Annotated in this window: 18 protein-coding genes; 6 read left to right on the forward strand and 12 right to left on the reverse strand. The window is 75.6% G+C overall.

Annotated elements, in window-relative coordinates:
• The first annotated feature begins 59 nt into the window (after window positions 1-59).
• Together CLT75_RS09125 and CLT75_RS09130 are read left to right on the forward strand one after the other, a co-directional pair.
• Window positions 60-1,151, forward strand: a complete 1,092-nt coding sequence (locus CLT75_RS09125) for a DICT sensory domain-containing protein (protein ID WP_135240387.1) — start codon at window positions 60-62, stop codon at window positions 1,149-1,151.
• Window positions 1,152-1,185: 34 nt separating this feature from the next.
• Complete coding sequence (locus CLT75_RS09130) at window positions 1,186-1,908, forward strand: helical backbone metal receptor (RefSeq protein ID WP_135240388.1); 723 nt, start codon at window positions 1,186-1,188, stop codon at window positions 1,906-1,908.
• Between the two features lie 24 nt (window positions 1,909-1,932).
• Here CLT75_RS09130 and CLT75_RS09135 read toward each other — a convergent pair whose 3' ends face one another.
• Entirely contained in the window at window positions 1,933-2,631 is a 699-nt protein-coding gene (locus CLT75_RS09135; RefSeq protein ID WP_135240389.1) for a CBS domain-containing protein, read from the reverse strand.
• 218 nt (window positions 2,632-2,849) lie between these two features.
• Here CLT75_RS09135 and CLT75_RS09140 point away from each other — a divergent pair, with 218 nt between their 5' ends.
• The gene (locus CLT75_RS09140; RefSeq protein ID WP_435153826.1) at window positions 2,850-3,431 is read left to right on the forward strand and encodes a hypothetical protein; all 582 of its coding nucleotides are present in this window, start codon (window positions 2,850-2,852) and stop codon (window positions 3,429-3,431) included.
• 152 nt (window positions 3,432-3,583) lie between these two features.
• Complete coding sequence (locus tag CLT75_RS09145) at window positions 3,584-3,952, forward strand: FKBP-type peptidyl-prolyl cis-trans isomerase (protein WP_013286592.1); 369 nt, start codon at window positions 3,584-3,586, stop codon at window positions 3,950-3,952.
• Window positions 3,953-4,098: 146 nt separating this feature from the next.
• Here the strand turns inward: CLT75_RS09145 and CLT75_RS09150 are convergent, their stop codons facing one another.
• Window positions 4,099-4,518, reverse strand: a complete 420-nt coding sequence (locus CLT75_RS09150) for an STAS domain-containing protein (protein WP_135240390.1) — start codon at window positions 4,516-4,518, stop codon at window positions 4,099-4,101.
• Window positions 4,519-4,703: 185 nt separating this feature from the next.
• Here CLT75_RS09150 and CLT75_RS09155 point away from each other — a divergent pair, with 185 nt between their 5' ends.
• The gene (locus CLT75_RS09155) at window positions 4,704-5,723 is read left to right on the forward strand and encodes an SMP-30/gluconolactonase/LRE family protein (RefSeq protein ID WP_135240391.1); all 1,020 of its coding nucleotides are present in this window, start codon (window positions 4,704-4,706) and stop codon (window positions 5,721-5,723) included.
• Window positions 5,724-5,784: 61 nt separating this feature from the next.
• Here CLT75_RS09155 and CLT75_RS09160 read toward each other — a convergent pair whose 3' ends face one another.
• The 4 genes from CLT75_RS09160 to pdhA form a co-directional block, all read right to left on the reverse strand.
• Window positions 5,785-7,056 (reverse strand): L,D-transpeptidase, encoded by a 1,272-nt coding sequence (locus CLT75_RS09160; protein WP_209310297.1) that lies wholly within the window; start codon window positions 7,054-7,056, stop codon window positions 5,785-5,787.
• Between the two features lie 430 nt (window positions 7,057-7,486).
• Window positions 7,487-8,977, reverse strand: a complete 1,491-nt coding sequence (locus tag CLT75_RS09165; RefSeq protein WP_135240393.1) for a dihydrolipoamide acetyltransferase family protein — start codon at window positions 8,975-8,977, stop codon at window positions 7,487-7,489.
• Window positions 8,974-9,978 carry an alpha-ketoacid dehydrogenase subunit beta gene (locus tag CLT75_RS09170; protein WP_135240394.1) on the reverse strand — a complete coding sequence of 335 codons (1,005 nt, stop codon included), beginning with the start codon at window positions 9,976-9,978 and terminating at the stop codon, window positions 8,974-8,976. Before CLT75_RS09170 ends, CLT75_RS09165 begins: the two co-directional genes overlap by 4 nt.
• Complete coding sequence (gene pdhA, locus CLT75_RS09175; RefSeq protein WP_167797001.1) at window positions 9,978-11,177, reverse strand: pyruvate dehydrogenase (acetyl-transferring) E1 component subunit alpha; 1,200 nt, start codon at window positions 11,175-11,177, stop codon at window positions 9,978-9,980. The genes CLT75_RS09170 and pdhA overlap by 1 nt, the downstream gene beginning before the upstream one ends.
• Window positions 11,178-11,249: 72 nt before the next feature.
• Between pdhA and CLT75_RS09180 the strand changes: the two genes are divergently transcribed.
• A complete protein-coding gene (locus CLT75_RS09180) occupies window positions 11,250-11,756 on the forward strand; it encodes an Lrp/AsnC family transcriptional regulator (protein ID WP_013286599.1) in 507 nt (168 codons plus the stop codon).
• Window positions 11,757-11,761: 5 nt separating this feature from the next.
• Here CLT75_RS09180 and CLT75_RS09185 read toward each other — a convergent pair whose 3' ends face one another.
• From CLT75_RS09185 to CLT75_RS09210, 6 genes are read right to left on the reverse strand one after another with little or no spacing between them, the layout of a single operon-like run.
• Window positions 11,762-12,742, reverse strand: a complete 981-nt coding sequence (locus CLT75_RS09185; protein WP_135240396.1) for a non-homologous end-joining DNA ligase LigD — start codon at window positions 12,740-12,742, stop codon at window positions 11,762-11,764.
• A 34-nt stretch (window positions 12,743-12,776) separates the two neighbouring features.
• Entirely contained in the window at window positions 12,777-14,837 is a 2,061-nt protein-coding gene (locus CLT75_RS09190) for an SWIM zinc finger family protein (protein ID WP_135240397.1), read from the reverse strand.
• 9 nt (window positions 14,838-14,846) lie between these two features.
• Entirely contained in the window at window positions 14,847-15,959 is a 1,113-nt protein-coding gene (locus CLT75_RS09195; protein WP_135240398.1) for a VWA domain-containing protein, read from the reverse strand.
• Entirely contained in the window at window positions 15,956-18,295 is a 2,340-nt protein-coding gene (locus CLT75_RS09200) for a DUF5682 family protein (RefSeq protein WP_135240399.1), read from the reverse strand. The genes CLT75_RS09195 and CLT75_RS09200 overlap by 4 nt, the downstream gene beginning before the upstream one ends.
• Window positions 18,292-19,395 carry an AAA family ATPase gene (locus CLT75_RS09205; RefSeq protein WP_135240400.1) on the reverse strand — a complete coding sequence of 368 codons (1,104 nt, stop codon included), beginning with the start codon at window positions 19,393-19,395 and terminating at the stop codon, window positions 18,292-18,294. Before CLT75_RS09205 ends, CLT75_RS09200 begins: the two co-directional genes overlap by 4 nt.
• Window positions 19,392-23,060: a DUF4132 domain-containing protein gene (locus tag CLT75_RS09210; protein WP_135240401.1), complete on the reverse strand. Its 3,669-nt coding sequence runs from the start codon at window positions 23,058-23,060 to the stop codon at window positions 19,392-19,394. The genes CLT75_RS09205 and CLT75_RS09210 overlap by 4 nt, the downstream gene beginning before the upstream one ends.
• Window positions 23,061-23,065: the final 5 nt, after the last annotated feature.

The following is a 23,065-nucleotide window of genomic DNA, read 5'->3' on the forward strand; positions in this document are numbered from 1 at the left end:
CGGCGCAGTCGGTACGGCCGACCGGTGCGCGACCGCGCCCGTCCCTCTAGGCTCTGCCCGTGCCCAGCGGACGGACCCCGGAACAGTTCACCAAACGCAGTCTCGTCACCGTCTCCCACGCCATCGAACGCGCCGCGCTCGCCGAGGCCGAGGATGGCCCGCTCGTCGTGCTCGCGCTGTTCCAGCGGCTGCCGTACTTCACCAGGGAGCGCGAGGTCTACCGGCGCATCGCCGGCCGTGCCGCCGTGACGGTGGTGGCGATGGTCGGCGGACCGCCGCCCGACCTGCCCGAAGGGGCGTACGGCGTGACGCTGGACGAGGCGGAGGCGCTGGCCCGGGAGTGGACGGTGGTGGCGTTGAGCCCGCGTTTCGGCGCCACACTCGTCGCGCACGACCGGGCCGAGGTGGCGCCCGCGCCGACGCTGGAGGCCGGCCGGCTGTTCGAGGGACGCTGGGGCTTCCGCCGCGACGAGGCGCTGCACGAGGTGATCCGGCTGCGCGAACAGCTCGCCGAGCGGCTGCCCGCCGCGGCACGTACCGCGCTGGACGAGGCGATCGCCCGGGTGCGGGACATCCCGGCCGGGCCGGGCGAACCGCGCGCCGAGGCGGCGCTGCGGATGCTGGCCCGCCGCGGCGACCGGAACCACCAGCCGGTCGAGGCGGCCGAGACCATGCTGGACGAGTCAGGCCTGGCCCGGTGGTCCGGCGCGGACGGGGTGACCGCCTCCGGCACGCTGCCGGTGGCGCTGGTCGGCCTGCGGGTGGAGGCGCCGCCCGGCTCGCCGGAACGCTTCGGCCGACGCGGCGTCGCCCGCGAGGGGCACGCCGTGCTCACCGCGATCACCGCCGTGCTGCGGCCGGTCGACCGCGCGGTGCGCGTCACCGAGAACGAGTTCCAGCTCGTCCTGCCCGGGCTCGACGAACCGGCCGCGCTGGAGGTGGTACGCCGGTTGCACGACGCGATCGGCGCGCTGGCCCGGTCGTACCCGTTCATGGCGTACATCGTGCACGCGGCGGTCGGGGTGACCACCCGGCGGCCGCTGCCCACCGCGGACCTGCGCGCCGCCGTCGACTGGGCGGTACGCAAGGGCCTGCCGGTGGCGGGCCTGCCGCCGGAGAACGCCGACGCCGTGGCCGCGCCGGCCCGCTGACCCGGCCGGTCCGGTTCGAGGAGAGGGAGACGCGGTGCGGGTGGTGTCGCTGGTGCCGTCGCTGACCGAGGCGGTCGCGGCCACCCGCCCGGAGGTGCTGGTCGGCGCGACCGACTGGTGCACCCACCCGGCCGGGCTGGACGTCGCCCGGGTCGGCGGGACGAAGTACCCGGACCTGGAGCGGGTGCTCGCGCTCGAGCCCGATCTGGTGCTGCTCAACGAGGAGGAGAACCGGCTGGCCGACGCCGAGGCGCTGCGCGCCGCCGGGGTGCCGGTCCGGGTCACCTTCCCGCGTACCGTGCCGGAGGCCCTCGACCAGCTCGGTGAGCTGGTCGTCGCGCTCGGCGTGCCGGCCGAGCCGCGGTGGCTCCGGGAGGCCCGCCACGCCTGGGCCGCGCTGCCCGCGCCGGGACGCGTCCGCACCGCCGTGGTGCCGGTGTGGCGGCGCCCGTGGGTGGTGCTGGGGCGGGACACGTTCGCCGGGGACGTGCTGGCCCGGCTCGGTGTGCGCAACGGCTGGGCCGGGGACGCGGAACGCTATCCCCGGCCCAGCCTGGACGAGCTGCGCACCCGGGCGCCGGAGCTGGTGGTGCTGCCCGACGAGCCGTACCGGTTCACCGCCGACGACGGGCCGGAGGCGTTCCCCGGTGTGCCGGCGGCGCTGGTGTCCGGCCGGCACCTCACCTGGTACGGCCCGTCGCTGGCCGAGGCCCCGGCGCTGCTGGCCGCCCAGCTCGCCACCGCGGGCCCCACCTGACCGGTGAGGCCCGGGTGCCGGTGCTCAGGCGACAGGGGTGGCGTGCACCGGGTCCAGCTCCATCAGCGTGGTGTCGTCCACGTCGTACCCGATCGCGTTGTGCACCGCGACCACGCCCGCGACCTGCGCGGCGAGACGGCCCGCCAGCTCGACGGCGCTGCGCCGGTCCAGCCGCCCGTCCATGGTGACCTCGCCGCCGCGGACCTGGACCGTGACCAGGCCGTCGCGCACCGACAGCACCCGGCGCAGCACCTCGTGCACGACCTCCTCGCGGATCTCCGCGTCGGTACGCAGGTGCACGCGCAGCAGGTCACCGCGGGTGACGATGCCGGCGAGCCGGCCCAGGTCGTCCAGCACCGGGAGCCGCTTGACGGCCTCGTGGTCCATCAGCCGGGCGGTCGCCGCGAGCGACGCCCGCTCGTGGGTGGTGACCGCGGGCGCGGTCATCAGGTCCCGGGCGACGAGCGCGCCCGCCTTCTCCCGCGCGGTACGGCGGCGCCGTCCCTCGAAGACCCGCCGCTCGTCCGGGTGACCGGACCGCTCCACCTTGTGCAGCAGGTCCGCCTCGGAGATCACCCCGAGCACCCGGCGGAACGAGTCCACCACCGGCACACCGCTGATCCGCTGCCGCACCAGCACGTCGACGACCTCGCGGTACGGGGTCTCCTCCGTCACCGTGGCGACGTCCCTGGTCATCACGTCGGTAACCTGCCACGTCCTCATCACGACCTCCTCGTGCCGGGTCTCCACCTGCGACGGTAGGCCGCCGGCGTACGGCCTGGTCAGGGGCGGCGGACCGGCCGCGAGGGGCCGACCGGACCGGGTACGGACGGGACCAATGACCCGGTCACGAGGGCACCTCTCGGCCCTGCTCCCGGACGCCGCGCGGCGGTGGAATGAATGTGCCACCGGGAAGCGCGGTGCGAGGCACAGGAAGGGACGTGGACACCATGACCGCGACAATCGAGCGGACCCCCGCCGTCAAGCGGACCCCCGCCGCCACCATCGCTCCGGCGGCGCACACCGAGACCACCCGCCAGAAGGCCACCCGGTACGTCTGGGCCGGGCTGCGGCTCGCCCTGGGCTGGGTGTTCCTCTGGGCCTTCCTCGACAAGATGTTCGGCCTCGGCCACGAGACCCCGGCGAAGAACGCCTGGATCAACGGCGGCAGCCCCACCAAGGGCTTCCTCGGGCACGCCGTCGAGGGACCGTTCGCGGGCATCTACCAGAACCTGGCCGGCGCGGCCTGGGCGGACTGGCTGTTCATGGTCGGCCTGCTCGGCATCGGTGTCGCCCTGATGCTCGGCATCGGCATCCGGGTCGCCGCCGTCGCGGGCGGTCTGCTCCTGGTCCTGATGTGGACGGCCGTGCTGCCCCCGGCGAACAACCCCTTCATGGACGACCACCTCATCTACGCGGGCCTGCTGGCCGGCCTGGCCCTGGTGGGCGCCGGCAACACCCTCGGCCTCGGCCGGGCCTGGGCGAGGCTCCCCCTGGTCCAGCGTCTCCCCTGGCTGAAGTGACCAGCTCGCCCCGGGGCGGGCGTCGCCGACAGGCGACGCCCGCCTCTTTCGTGTCCCCGCCACGCCGGTGTGCGGGGACCGGCGCGTATCGGCCGGTCGCGATCCGGCAGGATCGACGGTGACCACACCGTCAGCACCGAGGAGACCCGCTCATGGACAAGCCCCAGATCGGCCCGATCGAGGGCGCGCCGCCCGCCGATCTGGTCGTCGAGGACATCACCGTCGGCGACGGCCCGGAGGCCCGCGCGGGCCAGCTGGTGAGCGTGCACTACGTGGGCGTGGCCCACTCGAACGGCCGCGAGTTCGACGCCTCGTGGAACCGGGGTGAGACGTTCGAGTTCCCGCTCGGCGGCGGCCAGGTCATCGCCGGCTGGGACCAGGGCGTCGTGGGCATGAAGGTCGGCGGCCGGCGCAAGCTCACCATCCCGCCGCACCTGGGCTACGGCGCCCGGGGCGCGGGCGGCGTCATCAAGCCGAACGAGACGCTCGTCTTCGTGGTGGACCTGCTCGGCGTGCGCTGAGCGCGACACCTTCCCGTCGGGCCGCCGGCTTCCGGGCCGGCGGCCCGGCGCATGTCCGGGGCCGCCCGACTTTCGCCCGGGCCGGCGTGTGCTTCTGACCTGCCACGTGCGCCCCGCCTGCAGCGTGCACCCGGGCCGCCGCCTGTTCAGGCCGCGCAGGCCACCAGCTCGCGAGGGCGGCCGGGGAGATCCTGGGCGCGGCCGGGCAGGTCCGCCGCGCGGTCGGGGAGGTTCTGGGCGCGGTCGGTGCAGCGCACCGGGAGCACCCGGTGCAGGCCGGTCACCCGCAGCACCCGGGCCACCACCGGGTCGGGGTCGGTGAGCACCAGCTCGCCACCGCGGGAGCGGACCCGCAGGTGGGTGGCGACCAGCGCGCGGACGCCAGCGGCGGAGAGCAGCCGGACACCGGACAGGTCGACCCGCAGCACCGGCCGGGCCGGCGCCGCCCAGAGCGCGGCCCGGAACGCCGTCACGGTGGCGATGTCGATCTCGCCGACCGGTCGCAGCTCGACCGCCTGGTCGTGCACGTCCATCGCCACGAAGAAGCGCTCACCGCTGTGTACCATGCGGCCAAACCTACCCGCGCCCACCGACATTTCCGGACCTCACGGCGGGGGTTCCGGGTAGTGTCCGGGAACCGACCCCGAGCCGTCTCAGGGTCATCCCGCAGCCGCGCCGCCACGCCGCGCGGGAAGCGGCGAAACGCCGTCGGGGACTGCCCTGCGCGACGCCACGGGGCCACAATGAGCCGATGGTCGTCCCCCGCCCACGTGCCCCACTGCTGATCCGGCCGGTCCGCGAGCCGGCGACGGTGCCGCCGCCGCTCACCGGCCCCTGGTCGCCCGCTGACACCCGCCTCGACCGGGCCGACCTGCTGCCGCTGCCGGCCGGCGGGCACGGCCCGGAGGACGTCGTGGTCGACGGCGACGGCCGGGTGGTCAGCGGCGACGAGGACGGCCGGCTCTGGTGGTGGCCGGCCGACTCCCCGCCCGGCACGCCGCCGACGCTGCTGGCCGAGACCGGCGGGCGGCCGCTGGGCATCGAACGCGATCCGGTCGACGGCGGGCTGCTGGTCTGCGACGCGTACCGGGGGCTGCTGCGGGTCGACCCGGCCGGCCGGGTGCACGAGCTGACCGGGACCGCGCCGCCGGTGCACCTGGCCGACAACGCGGCGGTGGCGCGTGACGGCACCGTCTACTTCACCGACTCGTCCGACCGGTTCCCGCTCTCGCACTGGAAACGCGACCTGCTGGAGCACCGGCCCAACGGGCGGGTCCTCGCGTACGACAGGCGCACCGGGCGCACCGACGTGGTCGCGGAGGGGCTTTACTTCCCCAACGGGCTCGCGCTGACCCCGGACGAGTCGGCGCTGATGCTCGCCGAGACCGCCACCCACCGGCTGCTCCGGGTGGACCTGCCGAGCGGGCGGACCACGGTGCTCACCGACCTGCCCGCGTACCCGGACAACATCTCCGCGGTCGGCGACGGCACCTACTGGGTCGCGTTGCCCAGCCCTCGGCTGCGCGCCATGGAACGGCTGCTGCCACACCCCCGGGTGCGGCAGATCGTGGCCCTGCTGCCCGGCGCGGTGCAGCCGCAGCCGCGCCGCTACGGGCTGGTCGCGCTGGTCGACGGCACCGGCCGGGTGCTGCGCACGCTGCACGGCCCGAGCGGGGCGTACCCGATGGTCACCGGCGTGCGGCAGCACGGCCGCCACCTCTGGCTGGGCAGCCTGACCGCGACCGGGGTGGCCCGGGTCGGCCTGGACTGAGCACGACGCGGGGCCGGCCCGCGCGGACGCGGGCCGGCCCCGTGGCCGTTCCTCCCCAGGTTCAGCCGCCGCTGTTGCTCCGCGAGGGGGCCGGGGCCGGTGACGACCCGCCGGCCACCGCGCCCGGGTGCGGCGTGGCGCTCTGCGTGGGCTTCAGCCCTGCCGGTACGGGCAGCGCGCTGCCCTTGGCGAACTCGTCCCAGCCGACGTTCCAGGCGGTGAAGCCGTTGCCCTGGTCGAGCTTCACCTCGGTGCCCTTGACCGTCACCAGGTCACCGACCTGCGTGAAGCCCATCAGCCAGTCCGCGGCGGTGGCCGAGACGTTGGTGCAGCCGTGCGAGACGTTCGTGCTCCCCTGGTCGCCCTCCGACCACGGCGCCGAGTGGATGAACTCGCCGCCCCAGGTCAGCCGCTGGGCGTCGTCCACGTCGACCACGTAGCCGCCGTTCGGTTCACCCCGGGTGTCGAAGGTGGTGTGCTCGTGCTTCTCCATGATCACCATGGTGCCGCTGGACGTCGGCGTGCTCGCCTTGCCCAGACTCACCGGGATCTTCTTGAGCACCTTGCCGTCCTGGTAGACGGTCATCTGCTTGGTCCCGTTGTCGATATCGAGCGTCACCTGGCGGCCGACCTTGGCGCTCGCGACCCGGTCGGAGTCGCCGATCGCGTCCTTGCCGATGGGCAGCCCCTGCAACGCGCTGCGCACGCTGATCTTCGTGCCCGGCTTCCACCGGTCCGGCGCCCGGAACTCGGCCTGCTTGCCGTCGGCCACCCAGGACCAGGTGCCCGGCTGCGGCGGGTCGGTCTTCACGAACAGCCGGCGCTGGACGTCCGCGCGGGCCTCCTTCGGAATCGGCGGGTCGAATCCGAGCACGACCGGCATCGCCGTCCCGTACGTCTGATTCGGCCGGAAATACAATTCGCTGGTGACGGCCGGTTTGGTGGATTTGGCCATCGTCGTGAACGTCGTCTTCTGCGTGGCGGTCCTGCCGGAATCGCCGGTCGCGGTCACCTCCGCGGTGTACGTCCGGGAATTGGCGAGCGGCCGGTCCGGCACCCAGCCGGAGCCGTCCTCACGCGGCTGGGCCGGCACCGCGTTTCCCTTGTCGTCGGTCAGCTTGACGGCTGTCACCTTGCCGTTGCTGACCTTCGTCCCCACCTCCGCGCTGATCGGCACGTCCCGGGTACGGTCGGCCGGCGACACGGAGACCGACGGCGGCGCAGCCTCGGCCCGCTTCGCCACCGACTTCGGGCCGGCGGTACACGCGCCGACCGCCAGCGGCGCGGCTGCGACGGTCATCGCGAAAAGCGTCAGTCGGCGCCTCGCAAACATATTTCGCCCCCCATTTCCGAACCCTCTCGCCCACATTCTGTAGGCCCGGGATCGCGCCGTGGCACCTTCGGCGGAATTGCTCGGAAACAGCTGCGCGAATTGTGCCCGCCAGGTAATTCCCGTCCCCGCCTGCGCCACACGCGCCCTCCGCCCGGTCCCGCCCTCTCCCGGTCGATCATGAAGTTGGCGGCGCATGGCGTCCGGTTCGTCCCCGCCAACCTCATGATCGACGGGGGTGGGTACGGGCGGCGCGGGCCACCCGTCACCCGCCCCACTGGCGCGATCTTGCAGTTGCGGCCCTCAGGAAGGGTGCGAATCGAGCATATCGAGGGCAGTAAGTGCAAGATCGCGAGCGAGAGGCAAGGGTGGTGGGGTGGGGACGCGCGCGGCCCCGGCCCCTGGAGGGGGCCGGGGCCGCGGGGCGGGCGGGTCAGACGTTGGCTACCAGGAGAGCGGGCTGCTCGACGCAGTCCGCCACGTGGCGCAGGAAGCCGCCGGCCACGCCGCCGTCGCAGACGCGGTGGTCGAACGTGAGGCTGATCTGGGTCACCTTGCGGACGGCTAGCTGCCCGTCCACCACCCACGGCTTGTCCACGATCCGGCCGACGCCGAGCAGCGCCGCCTCCGGGTGGTTGATGATCGGCGTGGAGCCGTCCACGCCGAACACGCCGTAGTTGTTGAGTGTGAACGTCCCACCGGTCAGCCGCGCCGGCGGCAGCGTGCCGGCCCGGGCCGCCGCAGTGGTCTCGGCGAGCGCGGCGGCCAGCTCCCGGGTGGTCAGTCGCTGCGCGTCGCGCAGCACCGGCACGACCAGGCCCCGGTCGGTCTGCGCGGCGATGCCCAGGTGTACGCCCGCGGACTGGATGATCCGCTGGCCCTCGGTGTCGACGTGCGCGTTGAGCTGCGGGTACCTCCGCAGGCCGCTGAGGCAGATCCGGGCCAGCAGCGCCAGGATGCTCACCGGCGTGTCGGGGGTGGCCGCGTTGATCGCGGCGCGCGTCTCCAGCAGGCCGGTGGCGTCCACGTCGACCCAGATGGTCACCTCGGGGATCTCCCGCCGGCTGCGGGAGAGCTTGTCGGCGATCACCTTGCGGATGCCGGTGAGCGGGATGACCGTGTCCCCGTCGCCGGCCGGGGCGAGCCCGACGTGCGCGGGCGGGGCGTCCGGCACCGCGGCCAGCCGGGCCGCCGGAGCGGGGGCGGCCATGGCGGCGTCCAGGTCGGCCCGGCGGATCACGCCACCCGGCCCGGTGCCGTGCAGCGACGCCAGGTCGATGCTGTGCTCCTTGGCCAGCCGCCGCACGATCGGCGAGATGACCAGCGGCGCCGACTGCGTGCCGGTCTGCGCCGGCTCCGCCGTGCGGTCCGCCGAGGCGGCCGTGCCGTTCGGAGCCGACAAGCCGGCCGAATCCGGGCCCGCCGGACGCGACGAGCCGGCCGGAACCGGAACCGCCGGAGCGGGAGAGCCCGCCGGGGCCGGAGAGCCGGCCGCCGGACCGGATGCGGGGTCCGCCGCGACCGGCGTACCGGGCTCGGGAGCCAGCGCCAGCCGGGGCCGGCGCCGCCGCCGGCCCGAGCCGCCGTGGCCGGTGCCGTACCCGATCAGGACGTTGCCGGACCCGGCCCGCTCCTCCTCGCGGTAGGTGGCGTGCGGGTCGGGGGCGTCGTCGAGCGGGGCGATGGTGATCAGCGGCTGGCCGACCGGGCGCACCTCACCGGCCGCGCCGTGCAGGGCCACGACCCGTCCGGCGTACGGGCACGGCACGTCGACGACGGCCTTGGCGGTCTCCACCTCGACCACCGTCTGGTCCACGGTGACCACGTCGCCGACGGCGACCCGCCACTCGACGATCTCCGCCTCGCTCAGTCCCTCGCCCAGGTCGGGGAGAAGGAAGTCGCGGGTCCCCACAGCCGTGCTCATGCCGCCACCCACCGCGTGTCGGGCTGGTCGTCCCACTGGAGCCGGGCCACGGTGTCCAGCACCCGGTCGACCGAGGGCAGATGGGTGTGCTCCAGCATCGGCGCCGGGTACGGGATGTCCAGGCCGGACACCCGCAGCACCGGGGCGTGCAGCGCGTGGAAGCAGCGCTCCTGCACCCGGGCGGCGATCTCCGCGCCGACGCCGGCGAAGCCCTGCGCCTCCTGGATCACCACGCACCGGCCGGTACGGCGGACCGAGGCGGTGACGGTGGCGTCGTCGAACGGCACGATGCTGCGGACGTCGACGACCTCCAGGTCCCAGCCCTCCTCGCGGGCGGCCTCGGCGGCGGCCAGCGCCACCGGCACGGCCGGCCCGTACGCGATCAGCGTCGCGTCGGTGCCGGGACGGCGCACCACGGCGCTGCCGATCGGCGCGGTACGGGCCGGCAGGTCCGCCTCGGCGCTGGTGAAGTAGAGCTTCTTGGGCTCCAGGAACACCACCGGGTCGGGGTCGTCGATGGCGGCGCGCAGCAGCGAGTACGCGTCGTCCACGGTCGCGGGCGTGACCACCTTCAGGCCGGGGGTGTGCGCGTAGTACGCCTCGGACGAGTCGCAGTGGTGCTCCACGCCGCCGATGCCGCCGGCGTACGGCACGCGGATGACGATCGGCACGCTCAACGCGCCGCGGGTGCGGTTGCGCAGCTTCGCCACGTGCGAGGCGATCTGCTCGAACGCCGGGTACGCGAACGCGTCGAACTGCATCTCGACGACCGGCCGCAGCCCGGACATGGCCAGGCCGACGGCGAACCCGACGATGCCGGCCTCGGCGAGCGGGGTGTCGAAGCAGCGCTTGTCGCCGAACCGGGCCTGAAGCCCGTCGGTGATCCGGAAGACGCCGCCGAGCTGGCCGACGTCCTCACCGAAGACGAGCACGCGGTCGTCGTCGAGCATCGCGTCGGCGAGCGCCGCGTTGAGCGCCTTCGCCATGGTCATGGCGGCCATCAGGCGTCCCCCTCCGCGTCGGCGGCCAGCTCGGCCCGGACCATCTCGCGCTGCTCGACGAGTTGCGGCGTCGGCTCGGCGTACACGTGGTCGAACAGGCTCAGCGGGTCCACTGTCGGCTGGACGTCCATCCGGCGGCGCAGCGTCGCGGCGTACTCCTCGGCCTCGTCGGCGACAGCCGCGACGGCGGCGTCGTCGAGGACGCCCTTGGCCCGCAGGTACGCCTCGAGCCGGGCGATCGGGTCGCGGTCGCGCCACGCCTCGACCTCGTCGGCGTCGCGGTAGCGGGTCTGGTCGTCGGCGTTTGTGTGCGGCTCCATCCGGTACGTGTGGGCCTCGATCAGGTAGGGGCCCTTGCCGGCGCGGGCGTGCGCGACGGCGCGCTCCAGCACCGCGAGGACGGCCACCGGGTCGTTGCCGTCGACCTGCTCGCTGGGTACGCCGTAGCCGACGCCCTTGTAGGCGAGGCTCGGCGCGGCGGTCTGCCGGGACAGCGGCACGCTGATCGCGTACTTGTTGTTCTGCACCAGGTAGACGACGGGCGCCTTGAACACGGCGGCGAAGTTGATGCCCTCGTGGAAGTCGCCCTCGCTGGTGGCGCCGTCGCCGATGAACGCCAGCGCCACCGTGTCGCGCCCCTGGTACGACTCGCCGTAGGCCAGCCCGGCGGCGTGCACGCACTGGGTCGCGAGCGGCGTGCACTGCGGCGCGGTGTGGGTGGCGGCCGGGTCGTACCCGCAGTGCCAGTCGCCGCGCAGCAGCGTGAGCACCTCGACCGGGTCGAGGCCACGGGCGGTCAGTGCCATCGACTCGCGGTAGGTGGGGAACACCCAGTCGGTGTCGCGCAGCGCGAGGACGCCGCCGATCTGGCACGCCTCCTGGCCGCGGGCGGACGGGTAGACGGCGAGGCGGCCCTGCTTGGTGAGCGCGGTGGCCTGCACGTCGAAGCGGCGGCCGACGACCATCCGCCGGTACATCTCGCGCAGCGTCTCGACCGGCGGCTCCGGGTAGTCGTCGCGGGCCGGCAGCGGGGTCCCGTCGGGTTCGAGCAGCCGGACCGGCTCCCGCTGCGGCATGAAGCCGGCCGACGGGTCGGGTGCGGCCGGGGTGGACTTCCGGCGGGTGCGCGGGGATGCCCTGCGGACCGCCTGGGGTGTGGTCGTCACGGCGGGGACCTCCTGGACGTGTGGTGGCCCTATGCTCCCGGTCGTGGATGATTGACTCAACATCCGGGATGAACGCGGGACGAATGGCACAGGAGGGTGGCTGAGGTGAGCCAGGAGACCGGCGCCACACCGGGCGCGGCGGGCGGAACGGGACGTTCGGCCGGGCCGCTGGACGAGGTGGATCGGCGGATCCTGCGCGAACTGGTCCGGGACGCCCGCACGTCCATCCGTACGCTCGCCGAACGGGTGCACGTCTCCCGCACCAACGCGTACGCCCGGGTGGAGCGGCTGCTGCGCGACGGCGTGCTGACCGGGTTCACCGCGCGGGTCGCGCCGGAGCCGGCCGGGCTGGGCACGTCGGCGTACATCGCGCTCACCATCGAGCAGAACACCTGGCGGGAGGTCTCCGCCGAGCTGGCCCGGGTGCGCTACATCGAGCACGCGGCACTGCTCAGCGGCGAGCACGACGTCCTCGCCCTGGTCCGGGCGCCGGACAACGCGACGTTGCGGGACGTGGTGCTGGACCGGGTGCAGAGCATCGCCGGGGTGCTGTCCACACGTACCTGGCTGGTGTTCGAGGAGTTCGACGGCACGCAGAGCCCTTGGGACTGACCGCCTCAGCGTTCCGGCGGCGACTCCAGCCCTTCGGCGTCGGCCCGCTCCAGCAGCGGTTCCAGCGAGTACCGCCGCCCGTCCAGCCCGGCGTGCGGGTCACCACGCCCGGCGAACCGCGCGGGCATGCTGAGCACGTCGAAGTCCTCCGGGCGGGCGTCGTCCAGCTCGGACCACTCCAGCGGCGCCGAGACCAGCGCCGCGGGCGTCGGCCGGATCGAGTACGCCGAGGTCATGGTGTGGTCGCGGGCCATCTGGTTGTAGTCGACGAAGACCGGCCGGTCCCGTTGGTCGCGCCACCAGGTGGTGGTGACCAGGTCGGGCAGGCGGCGCTGCATCTCCCGGCCCAGTGCGAGCACCGCCCGCCGGCACTCGCCGAAGCTCCAGCGCGGCTCGATCGAGACGTAGACGTGGATGCCGCGCCCGCCGGTGGTCTTCGGGAAGCCCTCCAGGCCCAGCTCCGTCAGGAACGCGCGTACCTCGTGCGCCACCGGCACCACCTGCGCGAAGTCGACACCCGGCATCGGGTCGAGGTCGATGCGCAGCTGGTCGGGGTGTTCCACGTCGTCCTTCGACACCGGCCACGGGTGGAACCGCAGCGTGCCCAGGTTGGCCGCCCAGATCACCACCGCCAGCTCGTTCGGGGCGACCTCGTCGGCGGTACGCCCACTGGGGAACGTGATGTGCGCGGTGCGGACCCAGTCGGGCGCACCCGCCGGGAGCCGCTTCTGGTAGAACGCGTCGCCCTTGTTGGTCTGCCGGGTGGCGACCTTCGCGCCCTCGAACACGCCGCGCGGCCAGCGTTCCAGCATGGTCGGCCGGTCCCGCAGCGCGCGCAGGATGCCGTCGCCGACGGACAGGAAGTAGCTGATCACGTCCAGCTTGGTCAGCCCGCGCTCCGGGAAGTAGGGCTTGTCGGGGCTGGAGACGCGGACCAGCCGCTCCCCCACCTGGATCTCCTGCGCCGCCGTGGTCGCCACCGTCACACCGTAGCGACCCGGCCCGGTCGTGGGGACCGGCTCACCGGGACTCCGCCGTCACCGACAGCCGGATCCAGGCGTCCACCCAGGCCCGTACCACCGGTTCGCCGGGGTCGGCGCCGAGCGCACCGGCCAGGCCGGCCAGGGTCGCGCCGCAGCGGTCCAGGCCGACCGCGGCCAGCCCGGCCGCCGTCGCGCGCAGCCGCTCCGGGAACCCGGCCGGCAGGTGCCGCAGGCCGGTGTGCGCGGCCTGCGCGAGCAGCGCCGACGCCGTACCGAGGACGGCCGCGACCGGGTCGGGCCGGGCGTCGACCGCGCCGGCCAGCCGGCCGTCGCCAGCCCCGGGTGCCAGATCGGGTACGACCACCGCGTCGGCGACCACCGCCAGCGGCTCGACGACGAGCCCGTCGGCGCCCCGGCGCACCGTCCCGCTGACGTAGCGCGGCGGCCCGTGTGTGCCGTCCAGCGCCGCCGCGAGCGCGTCGAGTGCCCCCGGGGCGGCCGCGTGGTGGGTGGCGGTGACGGTCGCCGTGCCGCCGTCGGCCCCGGTCACCGTGGCGTGCAGGCGCTGCTCGCCGGCCGCGTACCCGATGGCGCGCACCTCGCCGAGCGCCAGCACCCGCACCGACTCGGCGGCGGTGCGGGGACGCAGCAGCCGGGGTGGCCGCCCGGCCAGCTCGGCGGCGAGCGCGTCCGGGTCGCGGGCGAGCAGGCCGGGCGGCAGGCCGGACCACTCCCCCGCGCCGGGCGTGACAGTGGTGCGGGCCAGCCGGCCGGCCGCGATCCGGAGCCGGTGCGCGGCGCTGCGCACCGCCGACTCGGAGACCACGTTGCCGGTGGCGAGCGCGCCGAGCGTGGCGCCGGTGACGCGCCGCCCGGCCAGTTCGTGGCCGGTGGGCGGGCCGTCGTCGGTGACCGGGTAGGCACGGCTCAGCACCAGCACCGAGACGGCCGCCGGGTGGGCGAGCACCACGTCCACGCCCACCTCGCCTCCACTCTCCCGGACCCGGGCGCCGAGGCCGGTCAGCCGTACCCGCCGCAGCGGCGTCTCCGCCGGCTCGTGGGTGCCGAGTACGCGCTCCGCCGGGGTGGCACCGGCGTTGACGACCGCGCGCCGCCGGGCGGGCAGCTCGGCGAGCAGGTCGGCGAACGTCTCCGGCCGGTACCGGGCGCCGCGCGCGGCGTACGCCTCCAGCTGCCCGGACAGGTCCTCCACGGCGAGCAGCGGCCAGCGCAGACCGGCCGCGTCGAGGTCACGCCGGGCGGCGGCGAGCCGGGCGTCCACGCCGGAGCCCAGGTGCGCGGCCCCGGTCAGCAGCACGTCGGCGGCCAGCCCCACCGCCGCGTCCAGCGCCGGATGCTCCGTCACGGTGGCGGTTCCGCCGACGCGTACCTGCGCCTCGGGACGGTCCGGGTGTTCCCGGTCGGCCGCCCGGCACGCCCACACGGCGAGCGCGATCGCCTCGCCGCCGTCGTCGGCCGCGTCGCCACGCGCGTACCCGATCTGGCGGGGCACCAGGAAGCGGACCGTGCCGGTGGGCAGCTCCACGCGCGGCACCGGGTCGGCGGGGTCCGGCCGGTGGACCACGGCGGCGTAGCCGCGCCGCAGCCGCCGTCGCGCGGCCGTGAGCGCCGGCGCGCCGATCGCGGCGGCCAGTTCCTCGTCGGTGACGTCCCCCGGCGACCACCGCCACGGCTCGCTCCCGGCTGTGGCGTCCTCCCGGCCCGGCGCCGCGTCCCGGCCCGACCTGGCCGCGTTGCCCGGCGCGGCCTCCTGGTCCGGTGCGGCCTCGCCGTCCGGCGCGGCCTCGCGGCCCGGGGCGTCGGCGTGCGTGCGCTGGTAGGTCAGCACGACGGCGAGCAGGTGCCGGCACACGCCGGGCGCCGGGCAGGAGCAGGTCCCGGTCGCGAGGCCGCCGCCGATGGGCAGCGTCACAGTCACCCCGTCCGGGTACGCGGCACGCACCGCGCCGCCGGCGTCCTCGGTGAGCATCGGCCGCTCACCGGCGTCGACCTCCTTCGTGGCGCGCTTCACCAATCCCCTGTTGCTCAGCGCGGCCAGCACGTCCGGGGTGAGCGCGATCAGGTCGTCACGGGTCATCCGGTCCCCCTACCGGCCCACGTGCTCGGCCACGAACGCGGCCAGCTCGCCCGGCGTCATCGCGCCGACCGCCGCGCCCACGTCGGCCAGCCGCTGGGCGGTGGCCCGGTCGTACGCCGGGTCGGCCTCCTCGTCCAGCGCCGCCAGGGCCAGCACGTGCGTGCCCTGCTCCACGAGCTGCTTCACCGACCGGACCAGACGTCCGGCGTCGCCGCCCTCGTAGAAGTCGGACACCAGCGCGACGATCGCCCGGCGCGGGTTCTCCACGAGCTGCGCGCCGTACGCGACCGCGCGGGCGATGTCGGTGCCGCCGCCGAGCTGCACCTTCATCAGCAGCTCCACCGGGTCGTCCACGTCGGAGGTCAGGTCCACCACGTCGGTGTCGAACGCGACCAGGTGGGTCCGCACGCCGGGTAGCCCCCACAGGCAGGCGGCGGTCACCGCGGCGTGGATCACCGAGCCGAGCATCGAGCCGGACTGGTCCACCAGCAGGATCACCTGCCAGCGGTCCAGGTGGCGGCGGGTACGGGAGAAGAAGTGCGGCTGCCGGACGTGCAGGCGGCGCTCGTCCGGCCGCCAGTGCGCCAGGTTCGCCCGGATGGTCCGGCGTACGTCGAAGTTGCGGGCCTGCCGGAACCGGCTGGGGCGTCGCGCCCGGGGCCCGGAGAACGACTGACGCACGTCGGCGGCCAGCCGCTCGACCAGTTGCCGCACCACCGCCTCGACCAGCTTGCGGGCCAGCCGCAGCACCTGCGGGTCCATCAGGTGCTTGGTGCGCAGCACCGCGCGCAGCAGCGCCGGATTCGGCTCGACCCGGGCCAGCACCGCCGGGTCGGTGACGACCTCGTGGATGCCGTACCGCTCGACCGCGTCGCGTTCCAGCCGCTGCACCGTCTCCTTCGGGAACAGCCGGGTGATCCCGTCCAGCCAGTCCACAGTGGTCAGCGCGGACGGGCCGGACCCCCCGCGCCGCACGTCGCGGCGGCCGAGTTCGGCGTCCCGGCCGTAGAGCCAGTCCAGCGCGGCGTCCCGGCCGGCCGCCTCGGCCGACAGGCCGCCCAGGCTGTCCTGCGCGGCGTCGCCGAGCACGAGCCGCCAGCGTTCCCGCATCGGGTCGGTCACGTCCGCTCCCCCTCCCACAGCCCCTCCCGGGCCAGCACCGCGTCGACCCGCTCCTCCAACGCGCGGGCGGCGGCCACCAGCAGCGGGTCGGCGTCCAGCCGCAGCAGGTCACCGGGCGGCGCGTCGCCACCGTGCAGCGCCTGCACGTGCCGGGCCACCTCCGCCCGCTCGCGGGGCGGGAACCAGCCGAACGCCTGCCGCAGCGCGGGCAGCGCCACCAGGAAGTCGTGCGCGCCCATCGCGGCGAGCAGTTCGTCCACCACTGTGAGCAGCGCCGCGTCGCCGCTGACCACCTCCTCCCGGGCCAGCGCGAACAGCCCGGACAGCCAGTCGCCGAGCGTGTCCGGCGCGGCCACGGCCCGGACCGCGCGGGCCGCGTCCGGCACGTCCTCCAGCGACCAGGCCAGGCCCAGCGCCGCGCCGCGCAGGTCCGGCGGGGCCGCCGGGTCGGCCGCCACCCGCCCGGCCACTGCCAGCGCGCCGTCCCGGTCGAGCCCCAGCGCCGGGCCGGCGTGGCGGACCGCGTCCCGGACCGCGACGAGCGCCGTGAGCCGGCCCGGGTCGGCCGGCGCGGCCGTGGCCCGCACGCCCTCGACGAGCCAGAGCGCCCGGCGTACGGCGGCGGTGATCAGCGCGCCGAGCGGGGCGGTCCCGGCACTGCCGAGCAGCCGGTCGTGCCGCCACAGGGCCAGTGCCACGGCCAGCGCCCGGCCCAGCGCCCGCAGGTCGGTGACCGAGCCGGTGGCACGGGCGATCGCGGTGAGCGTCCGGGTGGAGTGCTCGGGCAGCCCGGCCAGCGCGGTGTCGAACAGCGTCGTGGCGAGCGCGTCGACGTCCGCGCCGAGCAGCGTCACCCGCTCCTCGATCCGGGCGGTGACGGCGTCCAGGACGGTCGGCCCGTACCCGCCCGCCTCGATCACCCGGGCGAGCCGGTCCGCCGACGGCGCGGGCGACCAGCGTTCGGTGAGCAGCGCGTCCGCGCCCACCCGGGGGCCGCGTTCGCGGACGTGACCGGGTACGTCGAGCAGCCGCAGCCGGTGCAGCAGGCGGCTGCGGGCCAGGTCGTCGGCGACTGTCAGGTCCAGTTCGGCCGCCTCGTGCGGATCGATCCGGTGCCGTGCCAGCTCGGCGTCGACGTCGTGGACGAGCGGCGGCAGCGGCGTGTCCGGGTGCAGGCGGCCCACCCGGTCGCCACTGAGCGCGGCCACCATCTCCACCACCACCGGGTGGGCGCCGGGTGCCAGCGTGCCCCGGGTCGCCCACGGCAGCGGCTGGTCGAGCGCGTCGGTGACCAGCGCGGACACCAGGCCGTCGAGCACGTCGACGCGGCCCGGGTGGGCGTGGCCGCGCAGCCGGGCCAGGCCGTCGGCCATGCTCCGGGCGGCGATCAGGTCGGCGGTGGAGACGGGCTGCCGCCGGGCCCTCAGCCGGGCCGCCACCGCCTCGGTGAGCGCCTCCGCGGCCCGGCGCGGGCCGTCCTCCCAGACCCGCTGGTAGTAGGCCGGTGACGGCATCCCGGACTGGTAGCCGACGAACGCGTCCAGGCGCCGGAACGAGTACGGCACGAGGTAGCTGCCCGCCACCGCGTCGGGAGCCGGGGTGGGCACCTCCGGCCAGTCGTCCTCCTCCGGGCCCGTGCCGTCCGGGCCCGTGCCGTGCCGATCGGCGCCGTCCGGGCCGGCGGTCAGCCGGACCAGGGCGGGACGGTGGAAGCCGCCGGTCACCACCAGCACCGGCCGGCCCGCGGCCCGGCGGCGGGCGGCGCGTACCCAGCGGGCCATGTACGCCTCCCGGGCGGTGTCGTCCGCCCCGGCCGCCGACTCGCCGCGCAGCACGTCGAAGTACGTGTCCAGGCGCTCGGCCAGCCCGTCGTCCGGGCCGATCTCGAACAGGTGGTCCCAGAGCGCGTCCACGTTGTCCACGGCGAGCGTGGCGCACAGCCGGCGGACCGCCTCGGCGTACCGCTGGTCGGCGTCGGCGTACCGGTTGGCGCGGTCGGACAGCGCGGGATGCCACGCGGGCAGGTCGATGAAGCGCAGCTGCGCGCCCACCTCCCGACCGGCGGTCAGCGCCACCCACTCCGGCGAGTACGCGCAGAACGGGCTCCAGGAGGCGTGCCGCCGGGTGCCGTCGCGGTGCGCGGTGAACACGGCGATCGGCAGCTCGTGGTCTCCCAGCAGCTCGTCCATCCGCCCGTTCAGGTCCGCCGGCCCCTCCACCAGCACGTACGCCGGGCGCAGCCGCGCCACCGTGGCCGCGACCAGCCGCGCGCAGGCCGGGCTGTGGTGCCGGACACCGAGGAACGTGACGCCGCCGGGCGCCTCGACGGCGCTCACCCGGGCAGCAGGTGCCGGGCGTCGTGCACCGCCCGCCACTGCGCGCCGGAACGGCGGGACACCTGCTGCTCCAGGTAGCGCCGCAGCCGGGCCAGGTCCTCCGCGTCGTCCTTCGCGGCGGTGCCGGCCAGGCAGGCGACCAGGTCGGCGGCGTCGCCTGGTTCCCCGCGCAGGAACCAGCCGCGCAGCCCGACCGCGTGCGCCACCGACACCGCCTCGGCGGTGCTCATCACCGCCGACAGCCGCTCCATCGCGTCGCCGCGTTCGGTGATCCCGGTCCGCAGCTCCCGGAACGTGGTGACCAGCACCTCCAGCAGGTCGCGCCGGGGCGGCGCGGTCACGCCGGAGCGGCGCAGCAACTCGCCCGCCTCGGCCTCGACCAGTTCCAGCTCGGTGCCGAGGTCGGGGATCGGGAAGACGGTCTCGAAGTTGAACCGCCGCTTCAGGGCGGCGCTCATCTCGTTGACGCCCCGGTCCCTGGTGTTCGCGGTGGCGATCACGTTGAAGCCCTCACGGGCGAACACCATGGCGTCGGCGCCCGGCAGTTCCGGAACGGCGAGGACGCGGTCCGACAGCGGGGAGAGCAGGCAGTCCTGCACCTCCAGCGGGCAGCGGGTGATCTCCTCGAAGCGGACCACCCGCCCCTCGGCCATGCCGCGCAGCAGCGGCGCCGCCACCAGGGCGCGCGGCGACGGGCCGTCGGCGACCAGCAGCGCGTAGTTCCACGAGTAGCGGATCTGGTCCTCGGTGGTGGCCGCGCCGCCCTGGATGGTCAGCGTGGAGTCGCCGCTGACCGCGGCGGCGAGCAGCTCCGACAGCAGCGACTTGGCGGTGCCCGGTTCGCCGACGAGCATCAGGCCGCGGCTGGTCGCCAGCGCCACCAGCGCCCTGTCGATCAGCGACGGGTCGCCGACGAACTTGCGGCGGACCCCGGCGGCCGGGTCGCCGAGGATGAACCGGCGCGCGGCGCGCAGGCTGAGCCGCCAGCCGGGCGGGCGCGGGTCGCCGTCGTTCGCGGCCAGCGCGGCCAGTTCGTCGGCGTACCGCACCTCGGCCGGGGGACGCTGGGCCCGCTCGGCGGCCGGGTCGAGCGCGGTCACCGGGTCACCTCCGCCAGGTCGCGCAGCACCTCGGAGAGGGTGACGTCGTCCAGGTCGCCGAGGCGGACCTTGCCGTCGCGCTGGAACCAGCCGCCGTACGGCACGTCGTTCACCCAGATCGCCTCGATCTTCTGGTCGGGAAACATGTCGACGATCCCGACCGCGATGCCGGGGTCGAGGTCGATCACCACGGCCCGGCCACCGGGGGCCTCGCGTTCCAGCCAGCTCTGGATGCCGGCGTCCTGCGGGTCGCCGCGCCGCCAGCCCCGCCGTTCCAGGCTGAGCAGCCGCCCGGCCGGGACCGTGACACCCGCGTGCCGCCGCAGCAGCGTCTCCGCGCGCTCGGTCGCGTCCAGCCGGTACACCTCGCGGCCGAGCTGCGGGAACGGCTGGAGGATCTCGTAGTCGGCGAAGACCTCCGCCCAGGCCGGCACCGCCGCGCCGAGGCTCAGCGGGTGCGCGATGGCCACCGTGGCGTCGTCCGGCAGCGTGTACGTCTCGTCGTCGACGTCGGCGAGCGTGCGGTCCTCGGCGACCCGGAACGCGGTGACCGCCTGACCGGCATCGTCGACTGTGGCCCAGACCAGCCGGCGGACGACGTGCCACAGCAGCGGGTGGGACAGGAAGTAGCGGCGGAAGTCGGCGGCCGGCCAGCGCCGCCCGGTCACCATGGCCGACTCGAAGCGGCGGATCTGGTCGGCGGCGAGCGTGCGGACGTCCTTCTTCAGGCCGGCGAAGCGCTTGTGCGCGGCGGGCGCCAGCGTGGCGTCGTCCCGGACGCCGGGCTTGGGCAGGTCCTTGCGGCGGGCGCCGGCGCCGTCCACCACGTACGGCTTGAGCTGCTCGTCGAAGCCGACGGTGAACCGGCGCGGCCCGTAGTCGAGGACCAGGCTGCCGTCGGCGTCCAGCCCGAGGTCGGGCACCAGCCGGTCGCCGAGCTGCTCGGGCGTGAGCCCCAGCCCGTCGGCGACCTCGGTGACCTTGCGCGCCGCCTGTTCCCGCAGGCCCCGGAACTTCACCTTCTGCGAGATGCCGTAGAGGTGCATCAGCGCCACGTCGGTGCCGATCTGCGCCAGCACCTCCAGGCCGGTCACCGCCCGGGTGTGCTGGCTCTCGCCCGGCCAGGCCCGCACCAGCGGCGCGAGCCGCCGGGCGGTCGAGTCGTCGCCGAGCAGCCCCAGCGCGGTGAACGCCCAGCCGTCCTTCGACGGCGCACCGGCGCTCTGCCAGCTCTCGAACAGCGCCCAGACGAACTCCGTGAGGGAGTCGGCGTCGCACGTCGCGCGGACGACCTCCACCCCCGGGTACGGCTCGCCGGGTGCGGAGATGGCGAGCATCGTGCAGAGGTGGCGTACCGCGTCGGCGGGCAGCGCCGCCGAACGGTCCCGCAGCAGCACCTGCGGCAGCACCGCCGGGTCCAGCCATGCCGGCAGGATCGGCATCCGGGCCGGGAGCTGGGCCAGCGGGTCCGCGTCGAGCATCGCCGTGGCGGCGGCGAGCGCCTCCTCGCCGTGCTCCCGGGCCACGCCCAGGAGCACCTCGCGGTGCTCCGCGGCGACCAGGCGCAGCGCCCGCTCGGCGGCCCGGCGGCGCGGGCCGGGCGTGCCCAGGGCCGCCGGCAGCAGCGCCCGCACGGCGTACTCCGGGTGCCGCCGCAGCCAGGACCGGGCGACCGGGCGGACCGTCTTGAGCCGGTCGAGCCAGTCGGCCATCAGGTCGGCGACCTCGCCGTCGGCGTACGGCAGCAGCACCTCGCCGACGCTCTTCGGCGCGGTGCGGGCCAGGTGCAGGGCGGCGGGCAGCGCGTCCAGTTCGTACCGGCCGGCGAGGCGGGTCATCCACCCGTCGGCGCCCCAGGACTCGTCGGGACGCCAGGCCGGCAGCAGCGGCCGGGCCAGTTCCTCGGTGGCCCGGACGAAGAAGTGGATCGCCGCTGACGATCCGGCTCGCCCGGCGGCGACCTCGGCGGCCAGCACGGTCAGGTCGTCGCCCCGCCACCAGCCGGACCAGCGGGGCACGACCGCGGCCCACCGCTCCCGCTCGCCCGGCAGCCAGGCCGTGGCGGACCCGGCGGGAGCGGCCAGTCCGTCCACCACCGGCGGGGTGGACCGTGGGCGCCGGACCGACCACGGCGGGGACACCAGCACCGGCGGCAGCCGGTCCGGCCCGGCGACCGGCAGCGCGGACGCGTCGTCGCGGATCCGCTCGACCCGTTCCCGCCCCGCCGGATCCAGCGCCGGCAGCGCCGCCTCGACGGCGGCCGGATTGGCCAGCACGTGGGCACGCAGCAGGGTGGCGGCCTCCCGCGCGGCCGGGCTGCGCCCCTCGGCGGCGGCGGACAGCAGGCGCACGCCGCGCACCGGGAAGCGGCGCAGCATCTCCGTCATGGCGGGCGGGACGTACTTGCGGTCCAGCCGGTCGAGCAGCACCGTCATCGGCTCGTCGCCGGGCAGGGCCGCCAGCAGCGACACGATTCGCTGCCGCCCGTCGGCGCCGACGTGCTCGTGATCGAACCATCCGGCCAGCACCGGCGCGATCGGGGACCCGACCGCCGCGGTGGCGGTGATCATCGACACCTGGTCGTACATCAACCGGTAGACCGCCAGGTGCCCGCCGAGGGCGTGGATCGCGTCCACCTCGTCGACCGCGCCGAGCAGCAGCTCGGCGAGCAGCGGGCCCCCGTCGCGCGCCACGTCGGCGACGTCCCGGGCCACCCACTCCCGCTCGGTCGGCAGCAGGAACGAGGTGACCACCCGCGCCGCCAGCGGCCCGGACCGGTACGGGACCAGCGCGGCGCGGGCCGCGGCGTAGTCGTCGTCGCCGGCCGCCGCGAGATGCGCGCGGACCCGGCGCAGCACGTACTGGCGCAGGCGCCAGTGGCCGTAGTTCTCCGACTTCTCCGCCCCGGTGCGGTTCAGCGGAAGCGGGGACATCGACCCGGCGGCGGCCACGGTGATCTGCTCGGTCGCGGCGACCGCCGCACCGGCCGGGCCGAGATCGGCGACCAGCAGGTCACCGAGGGCCAGCCCCTGCTGGTCGCGCCCGTGATAGCCGAGCGCCATGGCCACCGCTGCCACCAGCGCGGCACCGCCCAGCGGACCGGGCTCGCCGTCGAGGTATCCGCGCAGCGCCGGGCCCAGCTCCGGGTCGGTGGTGGCCCGGGCGGTGGCGTCGACCTGGCCGGCCACCGAGTCCAGCACCTTCCGCCCGGCGGCCCGGCCCTTCGCCGCGCTCGGCAGGGCCGGGCCCGGTGCGCCGCCCCGGCGCGCGGCGAGCATCCGTCGCCAGCCGGCCGGAACCTCGAACGCGTCCTCGTCCGGCAGCTCGCCGGCTTGCGACGTGGCCGACGGCGTCCCGGCCGGGGCGCTACCGGCCGGATCGACGCCGGCCGCTTCCGGGTCGCGGCTCGGCGCAGTCGGCTCGGCGGCGGGCGTTCCGGCGTGCCCGGCGGGGGACGCGGCGGTCGTCTCGGCGTACCCCTTGCGCAGTTTCTCCGCGATCAAGCGGTCGGCGTGCGCGGCGGCCTCGGCCGGCGAACCCAGTTCCTTGACCTGGGTGCGGCCCTGCGCGCCGATCGATCCATAGCGGACCGTGACCGTCGCGTCGCTCTGCCCGACCTCCCAGAACTTGGCCGAACCGCCGCCCACGAACTCGAATCTGCGCACACCGT

It is taken from the genome of Micromonospora sp. CNZ285 (assembly GCF_004637285.1).